The sequence below is a fragment of the Okeania sp. SIO2F5 genome (assembly GCF_010692685.1).
In the GTDB taxonomy this organism is placed as follows: domain Bacteria; phylum Cyanobacteriota; class Cyanobacteriia; order Cyanobacteriales; family Microcoleaceae; genus Okeania; species Okeania hirsuta.
This window is the reverse complement of sequence record NZ_JAAHGU010000090.1, coordinates 12296-30156: the sequence shown is the minus strand read 5'-3', so window position 1 is coordinate 30156 and position 17861 is coordinate 12296. Positions and strand designations below refer to the sequence as shown.

Genomic DNA, 17861 nt, shown 5'->3' with positions numbered 1-17861 from the left:
ACGCATCCTTAAAACTTTAACCTTTAGCGATCGCCTAATTTATGAAAAATACAGCTCATACAGTTACTTTTATGTTACATTATCAATATTTATGTAATATGTAAAGATGCCAGCGCTCATTGCTATATGAAGTAGGACTTACGCAAATTCACCTTGAAAACGCCATCTGTAGGGGCGAATGGCATTCACCCTCATTGAATTTAGTGTCCGTGCGTAAGTCCTGTGAAGTACAAATATTAATGCTTAATCTTCTGTAGTCTGGGTATCTTGCCCGCTAGTAGTGTAGCTGATTGAGATGAAGTATGGCAGAATGCGACAACGGGAGCAAGATGCTCCCACTGCCTAACTATTGAATTTTGACAGACTGCCTCATTGTCTTAACTTTCCTCACCTACAACTAAATACCACAATGCATCAATACCACTGCCAACATATTCTGAATCTTGATGTTGTTCAATCCATTGAATTATAATGGGGAGGATATTATTGGATTTTTTGCCGAGTTTGCCTAGAGCTTTGGCTGTCGTCGAACGCAAATTAGAACTCTCATCCTGAAGCCGAATTAGTAAGGCATTGACTACAGTTTCAGAACTGTTACCTAATTTTCCCAAAGCATAGGCTGCACCTTCACGCACTAAAGAATCCTCTTCTAGACTGCTACCTAGATTACCCAAAGTATAGGTTGCACCCTCTCGCGCGAAAGAATGCTCATCCTGAAGCAGAGCTAGTAAGCCTTTGATTACAATTTCTGAGCTGTTGCCCAAATTGCCCAAAGTATAGGCTGCTCTCCCAGACACACCAAGAGATTGCTCTTGAAGCAAAAGTAATAGTGCCTTGACTACAGTTTCAGAACTGTTACCTAATTTTCCCAGAGTATTGGCTGCAAAAATACGCACATCAGAATCTTCATCTTGAAGCAGAGGTAATAGTGCTTTGACTACAGCCTCAGAACTATTGCCTAAATTACCCAAAGCGTAGGCTGCATTTTTACGCACAAAAGAATGATTATCTTCAAGTAGAAGTAGTAGTGTGTTGACTACAGTTTTTAAATTGCTGCCTGAATTACCTAAAGCATTAGCTGCGTGCCCACACACAATAGAATTCTCATCCTGAAGCAGAGTAAGTAGGGCACTAACTACAATTTCTGGGTTATTTCTCAAATATGATTAAAATATCAATATCTGGCTTTCTTTGACTAATTAATGGTTTTTGTAATTCTGTCAAAACAGCAGAATGTTGAAAATATTGGCTGATAAATTTATTAACTCCATTCCAACCATCTTGTTTAGCTGAATAAAATAAAAGCTGTTGAGGTGAGAGTTTATTTTCCCATTCCTTCACAGCTTTTTCTCCAGATTTAATTGCTTTTTCTATATCTGTTTTATTGAGAGATTGAGCAAAGCTTTTACCTCCTTTTTCCCAAGCAGTATCCCACAATGAATCTGCTATTTTTGATAATCCCCAACCTGCTAAACCTACTAAACCTGCTTCCATAATTTTATATCTAGTGCCGCTATGCGGAAGTTAAAAGTTAAATTTATATGTATTCAGTGGCGAAATAGTGCTTTTTAGTTGAACAAAAAGTCATGCGTAGGGGCAAGTTGCACCCAATGATTACATACTATCACGATTTTTTTGGCGATGCAAGAGGAAAATCTTTGCCGTTTTTTTGGTGCTTCACAGAATGCAGATTAATCATCCCTGTATCCGTGGCTCAATCCTTGTCTGGCAACAACGATTTTTTTGAGGATGCAAAGGGAAAATCCTTGTGGTTTTTTAGAGCTTCACAGGATGATAATTTTCTTTGGTTTGTGAATATAGCGATCGCAGAGCAAGTGCGTTAGCTACATCCCTTCTACATGAGTAAATATATGGATGTGTTGATGGGGCGGGCAAATTTTGCGATCGCTACTTCTTTCCTGAGTGCTTCGCAGGATGATAATTTTCTCTGCTTTGATGGTGTAAGTTTCCCTTCCATAAGTATTCAGTGGCGAAATTGTGTTTTTTAGTTGAATAAAAAATCATGTTTGGGGGCAAAACGCACCCAATGATTACATACTATCACGATTTTTTTGAGGATGCAAGAGGAAAATCCTTGCCGTTTTTTTTAGAGCTTCACAGAATGCAGATTAATCATCCGTGTATCTGTGGCCAAGTCCTTGTCTAGCAGTTGCTCAAATGTAATAGTAAGTAGTTGAAGGTAATTTCAGTTATCAGTTAGTCTCTTCTGGAGGAGCTACGCTAACAGTACCTCTGCAATAAGGAGGCTTTAAATCTGGAATATTATCTTTTCTCTTGGTCGATGGTCGGTCAGGGAGGAGACCCGTTCTTGCAGACCCGCTCCGCTGTTAGCGTTTGCGGTAGCATTCCGGAACGGAAAGCTTTGCGGTAGCAAACGCCATTCCATCCTACGGGAAGCTCCGAAGATCGACCGCTTTTTATCCCCCTAAAAGGGGAGGCTTCAGACCACAATTGTTCGGTAAAATTGAACAACTTATGTTTTACCCTGATACTTAATCTAAAAATCATTACCACTAAGCAACGCCAGAATTGAACTTCTGACTTCAGTAAAGTGCTAGACATCAAAACTACAGGATTAATTTGCAACTTTGCATAAATCAAGCAATACTGTTAGCCCAATTTTTAGCCCATTCCAAAGTCTGCTTAACCTGCTGCATATTCGCAGCTTCACAATAAAGTCGTAAAACAGGTTCAGTACCACTAAACCGAATCAATAACCAACGACCATCAGCTAACCGCAACTTATACCCATCTATAGTCAAACAATCAACCACTTTTTGTCCAGCAATCTCTGTCAAAGGATAACTTTGTAACTGCTCCAACAAACGCGATCGCACCTCCATATTAGGCAAAGGTAAATCTATCCTGTCATAAACAGAACTAAAACCTGTTTTTTCTTGAAGTTTGCCGTAAATTGCACTTAAGTCTTCACCAGACATTACCACTGCTTCTAATAAATAGAGTGCTGATAATAAAGCATCCCTTTCCGGAATATGAGTACCATAACCAATACCCCCAGACTCTTCTCCACCAACAAGCACCTGAGTTGACAACATCCGGTCTGCAATATATTTATAGCCAATGGGAGTTTCAAAAATTGGCATATTATATAATTGCGCCACCTTGGGAAATAAATCCGAACCACTAATAGTCTTGACAACTTCTCCACTAAACCCATGCCTAGTTGTCAGATGTTCTATCAGAATAGGAATTAAAATTTGGGAGCTGAGAAAATTACCCTCACCATCCACAGCAGCGATGCGATCGCTATCTCCATCAAACACTAATCCAATGGATAAACTTCCCTGATTTGCTGCTCGATAACTTTTCATTTCTTTAAAAAGTTTACTCAAATAGCGAGGCAAAGGTTCAGGAGCACCACCATCAAATAAAGGATCGCGATTACCATTAACCTCTTGAATTTCTACTCCCAATATTTTTTGCAACCCTCCTGCTGCAGCACCGTGCATTACATCTGCAAAAACTTTTAATTTCCCCTCATTAATAGCAGACTTAATGTTGTTAATATCTACCATTTTTTGTAGAGCTTCACAATAACTCGGCCAAGGATTAAAACTTTCTATTTTGCTCCCCTGAAGCCTATCTTTTTCTACTTCAACTGTTAATAATTCTTCTATTTGTTGTGTAATTTCTGGAGGAACTGACCCACCAAAAGCACCCTTTACTTTTAACCCTAAATATTTTCCTGGATTATGACTAGCAGTCATAACGATTGCCCCAAGAGCTTGTTTTTCAAATGCTGCCCAACTAAAAGCAGGAGTAGGAGCATAAGTTTCTGTTAACAGCACATCAAACCCTACATTTTGAACAGCTTTAGCAGCAACCTGGGCAAATTCTTCGGCCATAAATCTACGGTCGTAGCCCACAATTACTGTTTTACTATTATTCGTAGAATTAGCATAATTTTTCTCTAAAATTCGCGCTGCGATTGGAGCTACTAAGGAAACCCGTTCAAAAGTAAAATCATCAGCTATAACACCGCGCCAGCCATCTGTTCCAAATTTTATTGGTTTAGCCATACCATAAATCTCTTTAATATATAGATTTGTTTGTTTAATTATAGCAATCACCGAATCAGATGTGAGAATTGAGGTGTTCCTTTAAAGGATAGAATATAGTAGTTATCTTATTCTTATGTATTCGTTTCTTCCCTCCATAGCTATTCCCTATTTCCCCCATACCTAAAACAAAAGTATCCAATATCTCACAACTAAAATCATATTGCTATATTTGCTTTAACTCTCAGCTTTTTCCCCTTTTTTTCACCAAGGAGAAAGAAGAAATATATTTCCTGATATTCAATTCCGTAACGGCTTTAACCAGAGGTAATTAGGGTTTGCTGATTAAATCTCAAAGTCTTTATAGATAAAAGTTTTAGACTTTTTAAGTATCAAAAAGTGCGAGGTTTTAAGTGGTAATGGTTCAATTAAGAACGGATTTTGCTGAGGATTTGGGCAGAAAAATCATTCTTACAATTCTTACTCCTACTTCCTCGCTCATTCCCCGTTCCTCCTGTCTCCTGTCTCCTGTCTCCTGTCTCCTACCCCTACTAAAAGACTTTTTCCACAAACCCTAATTATCCATTATTCATTAATGAATAGCCATTAAAAAAATGCAGGTTGATGGCGAATTAAGCTCAGGTATTCCTCTCTAACTTTCTGATCTTCTTCAAATAAACCAAGCATAGCGCTGGTAACAGTCCAAGACCCAGGTTTTTGTACTCCTCGCATTACCATAGACGTATGAGTAGCTTCTATGACAACTGCAACACCTTTTGGTTCTAAAACTTGTTGAATTGCCTCAGCAATTTGACGGTTGAGTCGCTCCTGAACTTGCAATCTACGGGAATACATATCCACAATCCGAGCTAGCTTACTAAGACCTACTACTTTTTGATTGGGAATATAAGCTACATGAGCTTTTCCCATAAATGGTAACATATGATGTTCGCAAAGACTAAAAAGATTGATATCTCTAACTAGAACCATTTCGTTATGACCTTCGTCAAAAATGGCATTATTGACAATTTCTTCAAGGGATTGATTATATCCTTGAGTAAGGAATCGCATTGCTTCTGCAACCCGCTTAGGTGTCTTGAGTAATCCTTCTCGTTTAGGATCTTCTCCTACTGATAGTAACATTGTCCGTACTGCCTCCATCATTACTTCGTTGGTCTCTTTAGCAGGAGATTGTTGCCTTATCGTTTGACCATTAGATGAGGAACTGCGGTCAGGTCGGTGAAAAATACCATTTGTAGCTGCATCTGAAGTTTTAGCACCATTGGTACTGATTGTGTCATTGGAAGCGTTGGAAAAAGTTTGAGTCATAATAGATCCGGATCAGATTAAAAAAAAAGCAAGTTGTATCTTGACCTAACTTTTGCTAGGCCATTTAGCTTAGATCACAGCTCTCTGTTCATTGGTGGTAATCAGTTTTAGTTATTAATTAGCAATGAACTATGAGAATGGGAAATTTTCAATTTCTCTGCTGTAAGTGTGACACCGAGCAAGAATCTATTTTCACAAGTTATTACTTATCATAGAAGTAAGTAAATTACAGTCTAAGTTGGTATCAGGAAAGTATTAAGAATTCTCCGCAACTATTTCTATTTTAGGATGTTATCATGGTGAAATAGTTAAGCTCAATTCCAATAAGTTTCTTGACCCTAGATAGGGGTATCGATCAACCCAGGGAGAATTGGCTGTAATACTAACTAAGTAGTTATTTCTTTTCTTGTTATTATTTCATAAGGAGCTATGAAGCAAAATTGACTGGACACAGTAGATCCCCTTTTTGTGAAAATACTTGGTCATTAACGAAACCATACTCACTACTTTAATAATTATGCCAGAAAGTCAGTCGTGCATGGTTAATTAAGATTGCTTGAATAAATTTAAAAACAATGAAAGAAAAAAAATATCTAGATTCTATTGAATTTTATTAATTTTGCCAGATCAAATGTTTGAGAGTTATGAGAGCAATATTTCCCTAGCTAGAGTATAGATTAAAAACTACTGAGGTTATTTTAATAACCGTTTACTTTATCTTAATTAGGGTTGACACTATAACTTAATTTCTAGTATAACCTAAAATCAATTTATTAAAAGCATACTAATTTCTCATTACTTCATTAAATTACATTTTATTGTGTAGATCATCTGTTGAATATTCCTAGAGTAGAAATAATAAGTCACTAATAAATCGTCTTTCTTATCCATCTTTTGGATTTAATCAAAAAAATTAACTGGATATAGAGACAAGAGATTCATCCATAGAAAAATAAAGCTTTTATTCATGCCAATTGATTTGATTAATGGGATAATAATTTGTGACTTTTGACTTCCACGAAGCGGTTTACTAGAAGACAAAATCAATTTCAGTTATTAAGTTTCCAAAAATACTCCTATGGAACGGAACTTTTGATAACGTTGTTTTCGGCGTTCCTGACTGCTGATCTTAGTTAATTCTTCTATATTGCTAACTATGGCCTTTTTGAGGTTTTCTGCTGCCTGTAATGGGTTAGCATGAGCCCCACCATTTGGTTCTGGAATGACATGATCGATAATCCCTATATTTTTTAAATCCCAAGAGGTTATTTTTAAAGCATCTGCTGCTTGAGAAGCTTTACCGGCATCTTTCCAGAGAATTGCTGCACAAGCTTCAGGACTAGCAACTGTATATACAGAATGTTCTAACATTAGTAGGCGATCGCCCACTCCAATCCCTAACGCTCCACCTGAACCACCTTCTCCAATCACCGTACAAATTATTGGTACATCCAGATGAAACATTGCTCGTAAATTGTATGCTATCGCTTCTCCTTGTCCCATTTTTTCAGCTTCTATACCTGGCCATGCACCAGGAGTATCGATAAATGTCAAGATTGGCATTCCAAAGCTATTGCCATGTTCCATTAACCTCATTGCTTTGCGGTACCCTCCTGCTGAGGCCATACCGAAATTACGGGCTACATTATCTTTCGTATCTCGTCCTTTTTGATGACCAATAATTATAATTGGCCTTCCACCTATCCTGGCCAAGCCTCCTACTATTGCTGGATCGTCACTACCACCACGATCGCCATGTAACTCGATCCACTCATCACAAATCGCTTGGATATAATCCAGAGTGCTTGGTCGCCTTGGGTGGCGGGCCAACTGTAGTTTCTGTACAGGGGAAAGACCATTAAAGATTTCTTGACGTAGTTGAGTTGCTTTTGCTTCTAGTTGGCTAATTTGCTCAGAGACATCTACACTACTACAGTCTTTAGCTAGTTCGCGAATCTGATTTATACGGTTTTCTAATTCTGCTAGAGGCTTTTCAAAATCTAGGAGAATTTTACGTTCTGATTTGGGCACACCGAGTTTTTTCTTTTAAGTTCCACGTTAACATTGTTAAGTTTACCACAGTTCATCACTTTTTTGATTTAAACCCCGTCCTTAAGGGCGGAGTCTTAACGTAGTAAAGCTATCCATAGAGAAGCATCTACAATTCCATCTTGCTGTTGTCGATATTTCCTTTGAGCCATCTTAACAGCAGTTTGAGTTTGAAGGCCAAATTTCCCATCTATTTTTCCTTTTAAAAATCCTTTGGCCTTAAGACGTTGTTGTAACCCTCTGACTGCATTACCTCTTATATAAATTTTTAATCTCAATCTTATTCCGGTCCAACAATTGAAATATAGGGTTCAATGAAATACTTACTAGCAACTTCTTGTGCCTCAGCAGTAGTTACCATTGTCAGATTTTCTTGAAATTTGGCGTCAAATTCCATACCCAAACCTAATATTTCATACCATCCTAAAATTTGAGCAATTTGTGAATTTGTTTGTTTACCTAAAGCATATTGACCTAACAATTTGTTTTTGGAGACTTGTAATTCTTCTGAGCTAAGTTGGTTATTCACTAAGCGCTCTACTTCTTCTCTTAATCCTGCTTTAGCGATCGCTGTATTTTCTGTAGCGGTTCCTATATAAACTGTAAAGTTGGAGATATCTATACGGGTAGGATAAAAAGCAGATACATCATAAGCTAAACCTCGTTTTTCTCTCAGTTCAACAAATAAGCGACTTGATAAACCATTGCCCAAATAAGTATTAATTAATTTGAGAGGAGCATAGTCAGAACTATTAACATTTGCTGCTAAATAACCAAGCATAATAATTGATTGTTGAGTTTCTTGGTATGTTTTTGTTTTTGATGGTTGGGGAGTTATAGTTGGTAAGTTTAAAGTTATCGGGGGTGTTTCTGGTTGTTGCCAATCTCCTAATGTTTGTTCAACTAAATTAATTGCTTTGGTGTTGGTAATATTGCCTACTATAGATATGATTATATTATCTGGACGGAAGTGAGTTTGATGAAATTCTTGAAGATCGGCGCGGGTAATTTGAGAAACTGTTTTTTCTGTACCTAAAGTTGATAAAGCATAAGGATGATTTTGATACATCATTTCTCGTAATTGAGAGAATGCTACGGTAAAAGGTTGTTCTAGTTGAGAGCGAATACTTTGAATAGTAATTCGTTTTTCTAGTTCAATTTCTGTTTCTGGAAATGATGGATATCTGATTATTTCTCCTGATAATTGAAATATATCTGGAAAATCGGTAGATACGGTTTTTATGCTCAGTAAGAAATAATCTGTGGTTGTATCTGTACCTAGTCTTGCTCCTACTGATTCAACTTTATGGGCTATATCTAGAGAGGATAATTTTTCTGTCCCTTTGGTTAATACTGCTGCTAATAAGTGAGAGATTCCTGCCTGTTCTCTGGGTTCATAACGACTACCTATTCGTAAGAATATTTTGGCTGAAATAATATCCGCTGTCTTATTTTCTGTTGTGATGAAGACTATGCCATTATTCAGAACTTTTCGCTCTATATTTTTTTTAATCATTAATTTTTTAATTTTCAATATTTATAAATCTTATTTGAGTTGTGAGATATTGTAGATTTTTAGGGAATAGGGCACAGGGAACAGGGAATAGGGAATAGGGAACACAGAAGCAATAAAATTCTTACATCTGATTCGGTGATTGCTATTAGTTATTAGTCAAGAGTTAGGTAAGAGGCGAAAACCCCATTAATTTTTTTTGTGTTTTTACTATTAGACATCTCCAATAATAGAAAATAAAATTAATTATCGCACATAAATGATCGATTCTTTCCTCCTACTCCCTACTCCTTCTTTTCTGGAGATGTTTATTGAGTTACACTTTGATTTTTCTGTAGCTTTTTGGGTACTCCTTGTCTATTCAAAATACACTGTTTATTTTACACAAATACTTGTTTTTTGAAACTGGTATATTGAACAATAACTTACAGAAATTTTTTGGCATTGTTAATTTTAAGTATCATAGCTAATTTCACAAATAGTTAGTAACTAATGAAGTTAAATTACTTTAGAGTAGGTAAGCATTTCCTGCGGAATGCTGCGCAAACAGCAATCAGCTATCAGCTTTATTACATTTATTAGACCATAGTTCCTTTGAGTATAAGCAGTTAGATTTATTTGCAATGACTGTGGAAAATACTGAAAGGATTAAACGGCAAAATGATTGTGAAATTTCGGTGATTATTGGTAATCCTCCTTATAATGCAAATCAAGCTAATGAAAATGATAATAATAAGAATCGTTCTTATCCTGAAATTGATAAACGAATTAAAGATACTTATGTTAAAGAAAGTAGAGCACAAAAGACAAAGGCTTATGATCCGTATTCTCGTTTTTTAAGGTGGGCAACAGATAGACTAGCTAAAAATGGTGTAATAGCTTTTATTACTAATTCGTCTTTTATTGATGCTACATGGGCTGATGGATTTAGGAAAGTTTTAGCAGATGAATTTAACGAAATTTGGATTATTGATACAAAAGGAGATGCACGGACAACTGGAGAAAGACGCAGGAAAGAAGGTGGCAATATTTTTAGTGATAAAATTAAAGTTGGAGTAGCAGTTTATTTCGTTGTAATAAATGAAAAATTAGAAGGATTTAAGGTTTTCTATAATTCCATAAGTGATTATGTCAAAGCTGATGAAAAGAAAGATTATTTGAGTTTTAATAATCTCAGGGATTTGGAGTTTAAACATATTACACCAGACAAAAATAATAACTGGATAAATCTTACCGATAATGACTTTTATAGTTTACTACCTCTAGCAAATAAAAATACTAAACTTGCTAAAAGCCAAACAGATGAAACGGCAATATTTAAAATATTTTCTATTGGAATAGTAACAAGTAGAGATGAATGGTTATACAACTTCGATAGACAGCAGCTAGCAAAAAAAATTCAGTTTTTTTGTGATTTTTATGAACAAGAAAAAGTTAGATGGTATAAATCAAACAAGAAAAAAGCAATTAACGATTTTGTCGATCGAAAAATTAAGTGGACTTCTGAACTGGAAGATCATTTACTGAGAAATTCCACCCTAGAGTTTAATCCTGATTTTATAGTTACATCTACTTGGCGTCCGTTTACCAAAAAATACCTTTATCTGGCAAAATTTATCGTACATAGACTATATCAACAGGAACAAATTTTTCCTATTGGCAAAGATAACATAGCAATTTGTTTGACAATTCATAAACAAGTTCCTTTTGTTGTTATAGCTACGAATTGCATTTGTGATAATGGAATTGGTTCAAGACTTTCTCAAATATTAACCCTCTACCGCTATGACGAAAATGGAAACCGCCAAGACAATATTACCGACTGGAGTCTGCAAAAATTCCAAACTCATTACAACAATAAAAAAATCAAAAAACTAGACATTTTCCACTACACCTACGCCGTCTTACACCACCCAACCTACCGTCAAAAATATGAACAAAATCTCAAGCGAGAATTTCCCCGTCTCCCCTTCTATGAAAATTTCCAACAGTGGGTAAAATGGGGCAAAAAATTAATCGACTTACACATCAACTATGAAACTATTAAACCTTACCCATTAACTCGTATCGACTTACCAACCACCGACAACAAACCCACTCCAAAACCAAAACTTAAAGCAGATAAAACCAAAGAAAAAATATTTATAGATACCATCACAACATTAGAAAAAATTCCCAAAATTGCCTGGGAATATCGCCTCGGAAACCGCAGTGCTTTGGAATGGGTATTAGACCAATACAAAGAAAAGAAACCCAGAGACAAAACCATCGCTGAAAAATTTAATACCTATAGTTTTGCCGACTATAAAGAAACAGTCATTGACCTACTACAAAAAGTTTGTACCGTTAGTGTCGAAACTATGAAAATTATTCAGAAGATGGAAACTATTGAAAAAGATAAATAGTTTTGCAAGGGTTTGGTCTCTAAATTTTTCTCCTAGTCTCAGAATTAAAGATGTAGATATTTCAATTTATACCCGACTCCCTCTTATCAAAAGGCAAAACCATCGCCGAAAAATTGAATACCTATGATTTTGACGAAGATCAACAAACAGTTATTGACCTATGATTAAAAATTTGTACCGTTAAAACTTCACCAGAGTTTTATAAGTCAAAATTCCTATTGCGTATGTCGCAACAAAGCTAAATTAGAAATAAAAATTTGATTCAATTAAAACTCCATCAGGGTTTTGTAAGTCAAAATTTTTATTGCGTATAGCGCAACAAAGCTAAATTAGAAATAAAAATTTGATTCAATTTATTCAACCAAATTTCCCTACAAAAAGGCGATCGCTCATCTTTGAGGAATTTTCCTAGAAGCAGTGCCAGAAATATAGTCATCTTGTGGAGCTTTCAGCAAATACTTGTTTTCCCCTCCATCCATCCTCAGTGCAAAACCAACCACATTTTTCATTCTGTGAAGCTCCTAGAAAAACGCGTCTCAAAGTATTTTCCGTTCCATCCCCACAATTTTTGTGATATCATAATGACTATAAGCGGTTGTTCGCCCATGTGCATGATTTTTTATTCAACATAATTTTCCTGCTAAAAGGCGATCGCTCATCTTCAAGAATTTTCTGAGAAGGAGTGCCAGAAATATTGTCATCTTGTGGAGCTTTCAGTAAATACTTGTTTTTTCCTCATCAAATTTTTCCCTCCATCACTCCTCAGTGCGCCCACATTTTCATTGTGTGAAGCTCTTGAAAAAACGCGTCTCAAAGTATTTTCAGTTCCATCCCCACAATTTTTGTGATATCATAATAACTATAAGGGGTTGTTTGCCTATACACATGACTTTTTATTCAACATTTTTTCCCTACTAAAAGGCGATCGCTAATCTTCAGGAATTTTCCTAGAAGGAGTACCAGTTATTACCTCAATTTTTAACCTTTAACCTTTAACTTTTAACCTTTAACTTTTAATTTTCCTTCCCCATCAATTTCTAAAATTGTCTTCGGAAAATCTTTTTTTGTAAGCTGCTGAATTAACTTAATACTCCGACCATATTTATCAGGATAAGGGATACCTTTACTATTCAAATGAACAGGCAAAATTTTACCAGAAACAAAATCCCCTCTAGGATTAATATCTACTTCTAATACCAAAGAATATCCCAACTGAGCCTTACTAGACAAAGTGCGATATCCCATAAAATTACCAAGAGAATAAGCAATTAACTTCCCTTGATAAACCTCCATTGCTCTAGGCACATGAGGACCATGAGCCAAAATTAAATCTGCACCTTCATCTATTAACGTATGAGAAAATAAAATTTTATTACCTCGATTTTCACCAAAAAAATATTCAGTCTTATTCTTAATTCTTAACGCCCTAATTCCTTCTGCACCAGCATGAACAGAAATAACAATAATATCTGCATTTTCATCTGCTTCTCGGACAAGTTTTTTTGCAGATTCTAAGTCAAGCATAGAATTATGATAACTATAATTACTAAAAGCAATAAACGCTATATTAATCCCTTTCACTTCACGATAAACAATTTCCCCCTTTTTCCCAACAGCTTGCATTCCAGCATTTTGAATGTTGGCAATTGTATCTTCAAACCCTTGCTTTAAAAAATCAAAAGAATGATTATTCGCCACACTCAAAACATCAAAACCAGCATCTTTCAACAAATATCTATAATTCGGTGGTGTTCTAAAAGCAAATACCCTACCACTCCCCATTTTTTTGCCACTTCTTGGATAACTCGTTAAGGTACTTTCAAAATTGCCAAAAACAATATCTGCATCTTGTAATAGAGGTTTTACTGATGCAAATAACTCCTGTTTTTTAGGGTGTAACTTATTCTTAGGATAATTAGTCCCGGGGATAATATCTCCCACTGCTTTAATAGTAATTCTAGTATCAGGATTGATTGGAGATTTAATAGATGATAAAACAAACTCAGAAACCTCTGATAAATTAATTTTATTTTGAGTTTGTACAATTTGAGGAGTAGCTACTGTTGGTACTGCCAACTGACTAACTTCTACTGTTGAAGAGTTTTTTTGAGGTCTTCGTTGCGGTCGAGAAATATTTGAAATAATTTCAGGTAGCTTGTAATTATTAGAATTTAAAACTAAATTTGATACAGGAATTAATGCTATGCCAATAGTGGTTACTAATAGCCAAAGAGCTTGATTTTTCTGAGGTAAAAATTGCCAATAAGTATCATAGGAAGAAAAGATTTTTTTTGCCCTAGAGCGATTATTTCTTTTTCTCACAGATACCTTGAGATTAACTGGAGAAAAATCTACATTTTTATCTTTACTTTTACTTATCTCTGGATTAGTCTTAACTATTTCTGGAGTATTTAATTCCACCTGTTGAGATAGGGAAGGTAGGGTAGTTTCAAGAGATTCTTGGGAAGAATTTGTATTTTCTGATTGCCACCAAATTGTCCCTACTCCCGCTGGATGGTATATACTAGGTCTGTGTAATTCAATAACTTCTGTCCACTCAGGGATAGTGTTACCTAATCTTCGCCCATAAATATTGACAAAATCAATAGATGATGCGTTGAGGCGCTGCATTCCTTGATGAATTACTCTAATACAAGCTTGGCGATCTGGAAGTTGAGAGCTTTCCAGTAGAAGATGTAGATTATTTTTCTGAATACTAACCCTAGCTTTAACTCCAATAGTTGTTAATGCTTGATTGATGAGAAAAGCGATCGCTTTAGGGTCTCCTTGTTTTGCTCGTGTTAAAATTTCTTGTTGACTCACAATTATTTTCCTTACACCAAAAAATATAAGCTAAACTCAATCATATTACTACTGATCAGAATAAATTTTTACTGATAATCCCTTATAGTTAAGTTGTTTTGCATTTAAACCATATATCCGATTTTTATCAAAGGGAACACTGGATCGGGGAATATAGAATCTAAATGATTCTTAGCTTACTAAAATTTATGGCGTTGCACAGCGACGAATGATTTGAGATTTTTGATTGAATTGGATTGTGGATTAATCAATTGCCAGAATGATTAATTAATGGTTATTTTTAGTCAAAGTCTAAACTAATTTTTGGCAATATCATTCCATAATGTGCAACCCCAAATTTATCGTCGATAGAGATTAGCCAAATGATTATTTCTGAGAATGATAAATTTATCTTTATTCATATTCCCAAAAATGGAGGAACTAGCGTAGCACTATCTCTAGAAGAACATCTGAAGTATAACGACATTGTTATAGGTGGAACTAAATATGGTGAGAAATTACTACAGATTTATCAAAAACAATTTGGCGTAAGTAAACATTCCTTAGGGATAGAAATCCAAGATTTAGTCGGAAAGGAAAAGTGGGAGCAATTTTTCACATTTGGTGTTGTCAGAAATCCCTATCGCAGAATTGTTTCTATCTATACCTATAGCGAAAAAAAATTATCTAGTTTTTTTGGCACAGGAATTTTACACCATTCAAACAAAGAAACATTAGCTCATATTCCCCAGCGCATTAAATCTCAAATTAAATATTTGGGTGCTAAAGTTAATAGTCAATACTTTAAAAATACTCTCTGGCTACTGAAATGGCCTGATATCAAAGCTTATTTAGATACTGCCAACTTTTCTGAGTTTATTCGCCATCCTTTTCTTATGAAGGATAATTCCTTTCGCACTCAATGGACATGGCTATCAGACCGCGATCACCAGAACCTTATAGTCGATCGGGTCATTAAGTTAGAAGAAATTGAGTCTGAATGGCCGAAATTATGCCAAGATTTAGGAATAAGTTGTAAACTAAAATTTGAAAATAAATCGGCTTCTAGAAGTGTTGAGTTGACCCCTGAAGACCGTAGCTATATATATTCGCAATTTAAAATAGACTTCGACAAGTTTGGATACCTGCCTTAGGTCACTACATTCGAGTTCTTCTTCCATACATAGCTCGACAAAATGTTAAATTAATCTAGCATAGATACTTAATTGGAATTAGAAGCTCTCAGGAGATGATAATTATGGAAAGTAGATTATTGGTGACCGGGGGTGCTGGATTTATAGGTTCTAATTTTGTCCATTATTGGTGTGAAACCTATCCTAATCATCGAGTAGTTGTATTGGATGCTCTGACTTACGCTGGTAATAAGGAGACTTTAGCTGATTTACTAGAGTTGCCAAATTTCCGTTTTGTCCAGGGAGATATTTGCGATCGCTCGTTAGTAGATAGCTTACTCCAGGAAGAGGATATAGATACAGTAGCCCACTTTGCCGCAGAATCTCATGTGGATCGGTCTATTCTTGGCCCGGCAGCTTTTGTTCAAACTAATGTTGTGGGTACTTTTACTTTGTTAGAGGCATTCAGAAGTCATTATTCCACTGTTGCCCAAAATCCAGATCGTAGGTGTATATTTCTCCATGTTTCGACTGATGAAGTCTACGGTAGTTTAAGCTCAGAAGATTCTGCCTTTACAGAAACCACACCTTATGCGCCAAATAGTCCCTATTCTGCATCGAAAGCAGGAAGTGACCATCTGGCTAGAGCTTATTATCATACTTACGGTATCCCGACAGTTATTACTAATTGTTCTAATAACTACGGACCCTATCATTTTCCTGAGAAGTTAATTCCCCTGATGTGCATCAATATGTTACTAGGAAAACAATTGCCAGTTTATGGTGATGGGCAAAATATTAGAGATTGGTTGTATGTGATAGATCATTGTCGGGCATTAGATACGGTAATTCACAAAGGTAAACCTGGAGAAACTTATAATATTGGTGGAAATAATGAGGTGAAAAATCTTGATTTGGTGCGAATGTTGTGTCAAATTATGGATGAATTAGCAACTGATTTACCAGTGCAACCTTGTGAAAAGTTAATTACTTTTGTTAAGGATAGACCAGGCCATGACCGACGTTATGCTATTGATGCAACAAAGATTAAAGCTGAGTTAGGTTGGCAACCTTCAGTAACTGTTGAAGAGGGGTTGCGTCAGACAGTAGAATGGTTTTTGAATAACCGAAATTGGTGGGAGCCATTATTATCTGAAGAATATCAAGCTTATTATCAGAAAGTTTATGCAAGCTCTTAAATTGGCTATTGGTAATTAGTAATATTTTTTGATTATTAGCTACTAGCTCTTCTATTTTCTGCAAGTAGTCTTTTCTAGCTACTATCCTAATTCTCAATTAGTTAATCTAGTCGTAGAGTTTTCAAGGTTACTACTTTTATAGCAGAAGGTAGAAGGAAAAATCTGGCGTGGTCTGAATTTTCAGCTTTTGATATATCCTCATCTTTACTTCGACTGCTATATAGAAATTTTATTTGAGTTAATAGGTAAAATTTCTGGGAATCAGGGACTAGATAAGCAGGAAAATAAATAAGACTTTCAAATTTTCGATCTGATGAAATCTCCTGGTAAAGATTTTCCTTGCTTCAATAAAAATTGAGAACATTTGTCTTTCCGGCAATGCAGAAAAATTGTTTAGATAGATATTTGATGGAGGGTTTAAGATTACTAAGTACTGAGACAAAATTAATTACATATTCTGCCGTTCCCTTTTTGCCAATTTCAACTATAAAGTTTATTTTGCACAGCTATATATCAGGGTCATTTCATTCTAGAAAATGACAATGAATTTATTGATTTTCAGACAGCGAAAGATAAATTTCCTAAAGCTGTAAATAACGTGGTTTCGTCAATACATAAAATGGCACAGTTTAGAATGAAATAGCCCTGGCTATATATTGATTATATCCAGCAGTTTTCGAGTCTTGCAGGTACAAAGTTTTAATAATTTAGAGAATACTCGAGATGGTGACAGAGATACAGCAGATTCGGTGGTATATGAAGTACAGAGGTTAATAATTAAATATTTGTAGTGCGGGCATCTTGCCCGCGACGGGTGTACCTCACTAACATGGAATCTGCTGTTATTATTTAAACCGTACCTTACAATACTGAAAATTGCTGTTAAGACTACCTCACAAATAACCGAAGCAAAAATTTTGGAGTATTAAGTATTAGATTTTTTGTAAATTACAACAAGAGGAAAAATGAAAAAATTTGCTCTAATCACAACATTATTAATAACTTCAAGCTTCATAATTTATCCCAAAGAAGTTTTATCTCAAAATGCTCCTACTTATGTACCTGGATATTGGCAACCAGAAGCTCAAGCAGCAGATTCAAAACAACCAATTATACTAAAGATTTTAAATCAGACTGGAAAAGCTCTCAACTATAACTTAATTCCAGAAGTAGAAAGAATTTTGCCCGCAGGAAGAAGTAAAAATATCAGAGTTGACTTGCAAAGTATACCTGACGGTTATGGCACAGTAAATATATATAATGAGAGTTTACTTACTTATGAATATAGTGCAGAGGGTAATACAGTTACGGTGAGAGTTAAACCAGGTTCAGAAGCAACTGACCATAAATCAGTTTATATTTCTCCCACTGGCAGAGTTTATTCTTTTTAA

At 35.5% G+C, this 17861-nt stretch carries 15 protein-coding genes; 6 read left to right on the top strand and 9 right to left on the bottom strand.

The genetic code is table 11. From position 1 onward, the window contains the following. Positions 1-377: 377 nt before the first annotated feature. Together F6K27_RS22650 and F6K27_RS22645 are read right to left on the bottom strand one after the other, a co-directional pair. A complete protein-coding gene (locus tag F6K27_RS22650; RefSeq protein ID WP_287278384.1) occupies positions 378-1160 on the bottom strand; it encodes a HEAT repeat domain-containing protein in 783 nt (260 codons plus the stop codon). Beyond that, the gene (locus tag F6K27_RS22645) at positions 1150-1494 is read right to left on the bottom strand and encodes a hypothetical protein (RefSeq protein WP_287278383.1); all 345 of its coding nucleotides are present in this window, start codon (positions 1492-1494) and stop codon (positions 1150-1152) included. The genes F6K27_RS22650 and F6K27_RS22645 overlap by 11 nt, the downstream gene beginning before the upstream one ends. Positions 1495-1610: 116 nt before the next feature. On the opposite strand from F6K27_RS22645, the gene F6K27_RS22640 reads away from it, so the two are divergent. Both F6K27_RS22640 and F6K27_RS22635 read left to right on the top strand, forming a co-directional pair. Then, positions 1611-1844, top strand: coding sequence for a hypothetical protein (locus tag F6K27_RS22640; RefSeq protein ID WP_287278382.1), 234 nt, complete (start codon positions 1611-1613; stop codon positions 1842-1844). 15 nt (positions 1845-1859) lie between these two features. Continuing rightward, positions 1860-2009: a hypothetical protein gene (locus F6K27_RS22635; RefSeq protein WP_287278381.1), complete on the top strand. Its 150-nt coding sequence runs from the start codon at positions 1860-1862 to the stop codon at positions 2007-2009. Positions 2010-2618: 609 nt separating this feature from the next. Here the strand turns inward: F6K27_RS22635 and F6K27_RS22630 are convergent. The 5 genes from F6K27_RS22630 to F6K27_RS22610 all read right to left on the bottom strand — a co-directional run bounded on the left by F6K27_RS22630 (position 2619) and on the right by F6K27_RS22610 (position 8934). Then, positions 2619-4061, bottom strand: coding sequence for a phosphoglucomutase/phosphomannomutase family protein (locus F6K27_RS22630; protein WP_287278380.1), 1443 nt, complete (start codon positions 4059-4061; stop codon positions 2619-2621). A gap of 585 nt (positions 4062-4646) precedes the next feature. After that, on the bottom strand, positions 4647-5369 hold the full coding sequence (gene folE, locus F6K27_RS22625) for a GTP cyclohydrolase I FolE (protein ID WP_287278379.1): 723 nt from the start codon (positions 5367-5369) through the stop codon (positions 4647-4649). Between the two features lie 1056 nt (positions 5370-6425). Continuing rightward, positions 6426-7400 (bottom strand): acetyl-CoA carboxylase carboxyltransferase subunit alpha, encoded by a 975-nt coding sequence (locus F6K27_RS22620; RefSeq protein ID WP_287278378.1) that lies wholly within the window; start codon positions 7398-7400, stop codon positions 6426-6428. Between the two features lie 95 nt (positions 7401-7495). Further along, positions 7496-7696, bottom strand: coding sequence for a peptidoglycan-binding protein (locus tag F6K27_RS22615; RefSeq protein WP_287278377.1), 201 nt, complete (start codon positions 7694-7696; stop codon positions 7496-7498). A 2-nt stretch (positions 7697-7698) separates the two neighbouring features. Continuing rightward, positions 7699-8934 (bottom strand): pitrilysin family protein, encoded by a 1236-nt coding sequence (locus F6K27_RS22610; RefSeq protein ID WP_287278376.1) that lies wholly within the window; start codon positions 8932-8934, stop codon positions 7699-7701. Between the two features lie 620 nt (positions 8935-9554). On the opposite strand from F6K27_RS22610, the gene F6K27_RS22605 reads away from it, so the two are divergent. Further along, entirely contained in the window at positions 9555-11336 is a 1782-nt protein-coding gene (locus tag F6K27_RS22605; protein WP_287278375.1) for a type ISP restriction/modification enzyme, read from the top strand. Positions 11337-11637: 301 nt separating this feature from the next. On the opposite strand, the gene F6K27_RS22600 is transcribed toward F6K27_RS22605, so the two are convergent. Together F6K27_RS22600 and F6K27_RS22595 are read right to left on the bottom strand one after the other, a co-directional pair. Beyond that, a complete protein-coding gene (locus F6K27_RS22600) occupies positions 11638-11772 on the bottom strand; it encodes a hypothetical protein (RefSeq protein ID WP_287278374.1) in 135 nt (44 codons plus the stop codon). 563 nt (positions 11773-12335) lie between these two features. Then, the gene (locus F6K27_RS22595) at positions 12336-14159 is read right to left on the bottom strand and encodes a CapA family protein (RefSeq protein WP_287278373.1); all 1824 of its coding nucleotides are present in this window, start codon (positions 14157-14159) and stop codon (positions 12336-12338) included. Between the two features lie 362 nt (positions 14160-14521). Between F6K27_RS22595 and F6K27_RS22590 the strand changes: the two genes are divergently transcribed. The 3 genes from F6K27_RS22590 (at position 14522) to F6K27_RS22580 (ending at position 17861) form a co-directional block, all read left to right on the top strand. After that, positions 14522-15292: a sulfotransferase family 2 domain-containing protein gene (locus F6K27_RS22590; RefSeq protein WP_287240865.1), complete on the top strand. Its 771-nt coding sequence runs from the start codon at positions 14522-14524 to the stop codon at positions 15290-15292. Between the two features lie 104 nt (positions 15293-15396). Next, a complete protein-coding gene (gene rfbB, locus F6K27_RS22585; RefSeq protein ID WP_287278372.1) occupies positions 15397-16470 on the top strand; it encodes a dTDP-glucose 4,6-dehydratase in 1074 nt (357 codons plus the stop codon). A gap of 965 nt (positions 16471-17435) precedes the next feature. After that, the gene (locus F6K27_RS22580) at positions 17436-17861 is read left to right on the top strand and encodes a hypothetical protein (protein ID WP_287278371.1); all 426 of its coding nucleotides are present in this window, start codon (positions 17436-17438) and stop codon (positions 17859-17861) included.